The 6,459-nt window shown below is 63.8% G+C and carries 6 protein-coding genes; 4 read left to right on the top strand and 2 right to left on the bottom strand.

Annotated elements, in window-relative coordinates; all coding sequences use genetic code 11:
- Positions 1 to 780 (bottom strand): polyprenyl synthetase family protein (locus tag QZY01_RS02465; protein WP_294532902.1); only part of this gene is annotated, 780 nt, incomplete at its 3' end.
- A gap of 281 nt (positions 781 to 1,061) precedes the next feature.
- Between QZY01_RS02465 and QZY01_RS02460 the strand changes: the two genes are divergently transcribed.
- Together QZY01_RS02460 and QZY01_RS02455 are read left to right on the top strand one after the other, a co-directional pair.
- Positions 1,062 to 1,286, top strand: a complete 225-nt coding sequence (locus tag QZY01_RS02460) for a DUF2007 domain-containing protein (RefSeq protein WP_294532897.1) — start codon at positions 1,062 to 1,064, stop codon at positions 1,284 to 1,286.
- Complete coding sequence (locus QZY01_RS02455; protein ID WP_294532894.1) at positions 1,261 to 2,022, top strand: methyltransferase; 762 nt, start codon at positions 1,261 to 1,263, stop codon at positions 2,020 to 2,022. Before QZY01_RS02460 ends, QZY01_RS02455 begins: the two co-directional genes overlap by 26 nt.
- Before the next feature lie 50 nt (positions 2,023 to 2,072).
- Here QZY01_RS02455 and QZY01_RS02450 read toward each other — a convergent pair whose 3' ends face one another.
- Positions 2,073 to 2,591, bottom strand: a complete 519-nt coding sequence (locus QZY01_RS02450) for a hypothetical protein (RefSeq protein ID WP_294532891.1) — start codon at positions 2,589 to 2,591, stop codon at positions 2,073 to 2,075.
- Positions 2,592 to 2,803: 212 nt separating this feature from the next.
- On the opposite strand from QZY01_RS02450, the gene QZY01_RS02445 reads away from it, so the two are divergent.
- A complete protein-coding gene (locus QZY01_RS02445) occupies positions 2,804 to 3,757 on the top strand; it encodes a glycine--tRNA ligase subunit alpha (RefSeq protein ID WP_294532888.1) in 954 nt (317 codons plus the stop codon).
- A 160-nt stretch (positions 3,758 to 3,917) separates the two neighbouring features.
- The gene (gene glyS / locus QZY01_RS02440; protein ID WP_294532885.1) at positions 3,918 to 6,209 is read left to right on the top strand and encodes a glycine--tRNA ligase subunit beta; all 2,292 of its coding nucleotides are present in this window, start codon (positions 3,918 to 3,920) and stop codon (positions 6,207 to 6,209) included.
- The last annotated feature ends 250 nt before the right edge of the window (positions 6,210 to 6,459 follow it).

Genomic DNA, 6,459 nt, shown 5'->3' with positions numbered 1-6,459 from the left:
GCCGCGCCGGAACGACAGCACGACCGGCAGAGTGATCTTGCCCTCGCGGAAATCGTCGCCGACATTCTTGCCCAGCTTGGCCGCCTGGCCGCCGTAATCGAGCGCATCGTCGATCAGCTGGAAGGCGATGCCGAGATTCATGCCATAGGCGCGGCAGGCGGCGATTTCCGCCCTCGGGCGCTGGGCCAGGGTCGGCCCGACCTCGGCGGCGGCGGCGAACAGCTCCGCCGTCTTGGCGCGAATCACCGCGAGATAGGCGTCTTCCGTGGTCTCGGTGTCCTTGGCGGCGGAAAGCTGCATGACCTCGCCTTCGGCGATCACGGTCGCTGCCACCGACAAGACGTCGAGACAGGCGAGCGAGCCGACTTCCACCATCATGCGGAAGGCCTGTCCAAGCAGAAAATCGCCGACCAGCACCGAGGCCTCGTTGCCCCAGAGCATGCGCGCCGCCTTCTTGCCGCGCCGCATCTCGCTCTGATCGACCACGTCGTCGTGCAGCAGCGTCGCGGTATGCATGAACTCCACCGCCGCCGCGAGCTTGACATGGCCCTCGGCCTCATAGCCGCAAAGTTTTGCCGCCGCCAGCACCAGCATTGGGCGAAGTCTCTTGCCGCCCGAGGAGATCAGGTGATTGGCGACCTCGGGAATCATCGCTACATCCGAGCCGGTGCGGGCCAGAATGGTCTGGTTGACCCGGTTCATATCGGCGGCGACCAGGGCGACGAGCGCCTCCAGGCCGGGATCGCCGGCTTTGTCGTCGAAAGGTATGACCAGGCCCAAGGCGACATCCTCTTCGGTTTTGCGCGCGCGACCATAGGGCTTCGTCCGCAAGGGAGCAAGCGCCACCCGGCATGATCGACGCACGGGCATTCCTTCAATACGCACTCTGTTCGATCGCCGATCCTCGCAATGGAAGATTTCTTCGCTTAACCCGGTCATGCGTCCGCAGACGACCGTTTTTGAACGGGCTTTCGGTCGCATTGGCTCCGGATCGGATCGGGTGCTCAACTACGATATCTGATATAAGATGCAAGCCTCCCGCGCCCTCCCGGACCCCGCCGATGATCGAACTGCTGCGCACCAACGATGTCGTGCTGATTTCCGCCGTCGAAGCGCTGTTGCGCGAGGAAGGGATTTTCGTCTTCGTCGCCGACCAATATATGAGCGTGCTCGAAGGCTCGGTCGGCTTTCTGCCGCGCCGCATCTGCGCGCTGGCCGATCAGGCCGAACAGGCGCGCGCCCTGCTGCGGGAGGCCGGCTTTGGCGGCGAATTGTCCCGGGAGTGAGCCCGACCGCCTGTTCGACGGGCGGCTGATCCTGCATCAAGCGGCAAGCGGCCATCGCATCGGCACCGACGCCATCCTGCTCTCGGCGGGTGCGCCGGCGCTGCCGCGCGGACTGATCGTCGATGTCGGCGCCGGGGCCGGCGCCGTCGGTCTGGCGCTGGCGCAGATCAATTTGCGCGCCGAAGTGGTTTTGCTGGAGAAAAATTCCCGCGCGGCGGATCTGGCGCGAAAAAATGTGACGGCAAACGGGCTCGCCGACCGGGTGCGCGTGGTCGAGGCCGACCTGTTCGACGCCGCCGCCCGCAAAATCGAGGGTTTGGTCGAGGCCGCCGATCTCGTCGTCACCAATCCGCCCTTTCTGAACATCGACCAGTCGCGGCCCTCGCCGGACGCCGACCGCGCCATGGCCCATGTGCTCGACGAGGGCGGAATCGAAAAATGGCTGCGCGCCAGCCTCGCCTTGTTGAAACCGGGCGGAATTTTCGTCGCCATCCACCGCGCCGACGCGCTCGATGCGCTGCTTGCCAGCCTAAAAGGGCGGCTCGGCGGCCCGGAAATCCTGCCGATCTTCCCGAAACAGGGGGAAAAGGCGTCGCGGCTGATCCTGCGCGGAAGCAAAGGCGCGAAAACGCCGCCGTCGCTGCGCCAGGGTCTGGTCCTGCATGGCGAGGACGGAAGCTTCACGCCGCAGGCCGAAGACATCCACCGGCGCGGCGCGCGGATTTTCGCCGAATAAAAAAAAAACCGGCATTGTGGCCGGTTTTTCGGATTTTCAACCTCTTACCGCTATTGCGCGCAGTAGCGCACCCGGCGCCAGCGCAAGCCATTCGGCGTGCGCACCCTCACCCGCCGCCAGATGCAGGAGCGGGAGACCGGCCGGACGTAAACCCGGCGGGCCGCCGGATAACCGTCGTCATAAAAGCCGTCGGAGGGGTAATAATAGGCGCCGCCGGCGATGATCGGAACGCCCCAGCCCCAACCGCCGCCGCCCCATCCCCAACCGGGACCGCCCCAGCCGCCGCCCCGCCAGCCCGGTCCGCCCCAGCCGCCGCCCCGCCAACCCGGACCGCCGCGCCAAGCGCCGCCGCCGCCATGCCAGCCGCCACCGCCGCCATGCCAGCCGCCGCCGCCGCGAAAACCGCCGCCACCAAAGCCGCCGCCGTGAAAACCGCCGCCGCCATGAAAACCGCCGCCGCCGAAACCGCCGCCATGTCCGCCGGCGAAGGCAGGTTCCGACAGCGCCAGCGATCCGGCGAGAACCGCCGCGGCGGTCGCAATTTTGAGTAATTTGCCAGCCATAGCCATGGCGCCAACTCCATCGACACGAGATGAAAAGATCATGGGCTTTCAACCCTGAACCTAAGCTGAATGCCGCCTCCCGCCCAGAAACAAACGGCAAAAGGGTGAACCGGATTTTTCTGCCGCGGCCGCAGAGAAACCCATCCGCCGCGCTTTCCGTTGACCCGCCCGGACGCGGGCTCTAGTTTGCGCCGCCCTGGAACTTTTGCGAGCGCCCTATGACCGGCCCTATCCCCCAAACAGACGCGACGCCAAAATCTTCGGCGCTCGATCCCAACAAGAGCTTTCAGGGCCTGATCCTGACCTTGCAGCAATTCTGGGCGCAACAGGGCGCGGTTATTCTCCAGCCCTATGATATGGAGGTGGGGGCCGGCACTTTCCACCCCGCCACCACTTTGCGCTCACTTGGCAAAAAACCCTGGAAAGCTGCCTATGTGCAGCCCTCGCGCCGCCCCAAGGACGGCCGCTACGGCGAGAACCCCAACCGGTTGCAGCATTATTACCAGTTTCAGGTGATTTTGAAGCCGAGCCCCGACGATCTGCAAAATCTCTACCTGGACTCGCTGAAGGCCATCGGCGTCGATTCCGCGCTGCATGACATCCGCTTCGTCGAGGACGACTGGGAAAGCCCGACGCTCGGCGCCTGGGGCCTCGGCTGGGAATGCTGGTGCGACGGCATGGAAGTTTCGCAATTCACTTACTTTCAGCAGGTGGCGGGCGTCGAATGCGCGCCGGTATCGGGCGAACTGACCTATGGGCTGGAGCGCCTCGCCATGTATGTGCAGGGCGTCGAAAACGTCTATGACCTCAATTTCAACGGTCTCGACGGCGAGGCGCGCATTTCCTATGGCGACGTGTTCCTGCAGGCCGAGCAGGAATATTCGCGCCATAATTTCGAAGCCGCCAATGTCGAAAAACTGTTCGGCGATTTTTCCCGCGCCGAGGCCGAGTGCAACGCGCTGCTGGCCTTTGGCGAAAAGGGCGACGACGGGCGACACCAGATGGCGCTGCCGGCCTATGACCAGTGCATCAAGGCCAGCCACGCCTTCAACCTGCTCGACGCGCGCGGCGTCATTTCGGTGACCGAGCGGCAAAGCTATATATTGCGCGTGCGCGAACTGGCGAAAGCCTGCGGCGCCGCCTGGCTCAAGACCGAGGGTGGAGGAGCATGAGTTTTGCGCGCTTGTCGCCCTCCTTCGAGACGCGCCTTTCAGGCGCTCCTCAGGATGAGGGTCGCGGCCCGTCCCATCTCCCTCATGGTGAGGAGGCTCCGAAGGAGCCGTCTCGAACCATGGGCCACAGGACGAATTTTTGAATTCCCGAAAGCCCCCAATGTCCGATCTTCTGCTCGAACTCTTCTCCGAGGAAATCCCGGCCCGGATGCAGGCGCAAGCCGCCGCCGACCTGAAAAAGCTCGTCACCGACGCGCTGGTCGAGCGCGGCCTGACCTATGAGGCCGCCGCCGCCTTCGTCACCCCGCGCCGCCTCGCCTTGCAGATCGTCGGCCTGCCGACGCGCCAGCCTGACCGGCGGGAGGAAAGGAAAGGCCCGAAACTCGGCGCCCCCGAGGCCGCCGTGCAGGGTTTTCTCAAGAGCGCCGGCCTCGCTTCGCTCGACGAGGCGCGAATCGACACCGACAAGAAGGGCGGCCAATTTTATGTCGCAGTGATCGAACGCGAGGGCGCGGCGACGCTCGATGTGCTGGCGGAAATTCTGCCCGCGGTCATCCGCGCCTTCCCCTGGCCCAAATCGATGCGCTGGGGCGTCCATTCCGCCGACCCGAATTGCCTGCGCTGGGTGCGCCCGCTGCATTCCATCGTCGCAACCTTCGGGCCGGAAACCGAAGACCCGGAAATCGTGCCGTTCGAGATCGGCGGCGTCAAAGCCGGCAACGTCACCTATGGCCATCGTTTCATGGCCCCGCAGCCGATAAAGGTGCGGCGCTTCGACGATTATCTGCCGGCGCTCGACCGGGCCAAAGTCGTGCTCGACCCGGCGCGGAGGCGCGACATCATTCTGCACGATTGCAAGGATCTGGCCTTCGCCCAAGGGCTCGAACTGGTCGATGACGAGGGGCTTTTGCAAGAAGTCGCCGGCCTCGTCGAATGGCCGGTCGTGCTGATGGGCGAATTCGACGCGAGCTTTCTGGACATTCCCGGCGAGGTGATCCGCGCCACCATCCGCGCCAACCAGAAATGTTTTGTGCTGCGCGATCCGGCGACCGGAAAACTGGCGAACAAGTTTCTGCTGGTTTCGAATATTCTTGCCAGCGACGGCGGCCGGCAAATCGCCGCCGGCAATGGCCGCGTGGTCCGCGCGAGGTTGTCGGACGCGCTCTATTTCTGGAAGACCGATCAGGCGCCGCTGCCGGATTTTTCCGAACAAGGCAAGCCACTTGACCAGCGGTTGGCGAGGCTGCGGGCGCTGGATATCGTTTTTCACGCGAATCTCGGCACGCAAGGCGCGCGGGTGGACCGCGTCGTCGCCCTGGCGCGCGAACTGGCGCCGTTGGTCGGCGCCGATTTGGAAAAAGCGGCCCGTGCGGCGGAACTGGCCAAGGCCGATCTGGTGACCGAAGTCGTCGGCGAATTCCCCGAGGTTCAGGGCCTGATGGGCCGACGCTACGCCGAAATGCAGGGGGAGGACCCGGAAGTCGCCGCGGCCATCGAGGACCATTACAAGCCGCAAGGGCCGAACGACCGGATTCCGACCGCGCCGGTAAGTATTGCCGTGGCGCTGGCGGACAAGCTGGATACTTTGGTAGGCTTCTGGGCGATTGACGAAAAGCCGACCGGCTCGAAAGACCCGTTTGCGCTCAGGCGCGCGGCGTTGGGTGTGATCCGGCTCATTCTGGAAAATGGATTAAAGGTAAAGTTGGGTCATCTGTCTGACTTGGCAATCAACAAGGGCCTTCAGTTTTCATATTCCTTAAAGCTGGCCGACGATCAAATCGCGGGCGAAGCAAAGATTCATTCTTACAAATCAAATCGAAACAAAAATTTCACTTACTCGTTCCCCACCGAACTAACCGAACGCGAAATCATTTCCAAAATGCGATTGGATGCGATGGGGGCGGTAAAAGCGCCGTTGATCGCCGACCTGCTCGCCTTTTTCGCCGACCGCCTGAAAATCGACCTACGTGATCGCGGCGCCCGCCACGACCTGCTCGAAGCGGTTTTCGCTCTGCCTGGACAGGACGACCTCAACATGATCGTCAAACGCGTCGAGGCCCTCGACAAATTCCTCGCCACCGAGGACGGCGCGAGCCTGCTCGCCGGCTACAAGCGCGCCGCCAATATTCTGAAAGCCGAAGAGAAGAAGGACGGCGCCGAGGCTTTCGAAGCGCATCCGCAAGCCAATCTGCGCATCGAACCGCAGGAACATGCGCTGGCCGCCGCCCTCGACCGCGCCGACCGCGAAGCCGCTGAAAAACTCGCCGCGGAAGATTTCGACGGCGCCCTGCATGCGCTATCGAAATTGCGCGCGCCGGTGGACGCTTTTTTCGACCATGTCACGGTCAATGCCGAAAACCCCGACCTGCGCCAGAACCGCCTGCGTCTACTGGCGCAATTGCGCCGCGCCATGCATCTCGTCGCCGATTTCTCGAAAGTCGGCGGAGCGTGACCTAAGGCTGCCGTCATGGCCGGGCTTGTCGCCGCCATCCACGCGGCGAAACTGGCGCATATTGTTTGGCTTCCCCGCTCACCCACGGGCTTGTTGTCCCAAAGGGGGATCGGTCTCGCCCGCCACCGCAGAGCCTGTTTTAGCAGATGCGGCAGTATCCAAGTTACAAGGGGCCGGGCCACGCGCACTGCCGATTTCCGTCCCTGCCCCAAAGCTGTGCTTCCCCCCAAAGGGGGGTAGTCTCATTGGC

This window comes from uncultured Rhodoblastus sp., from assembly GCF_903903185.1.
In the GTDB taxonomy this organism is placed as follows: Bacteria; Pseudomonadota; Alphaproteobacteria; order Rhizobiales; family Beijerinckiaceae; genus Rhodoblastus.
This window is presented reverse-complemented; position numbering and strand designations above follow the sequence as displayed.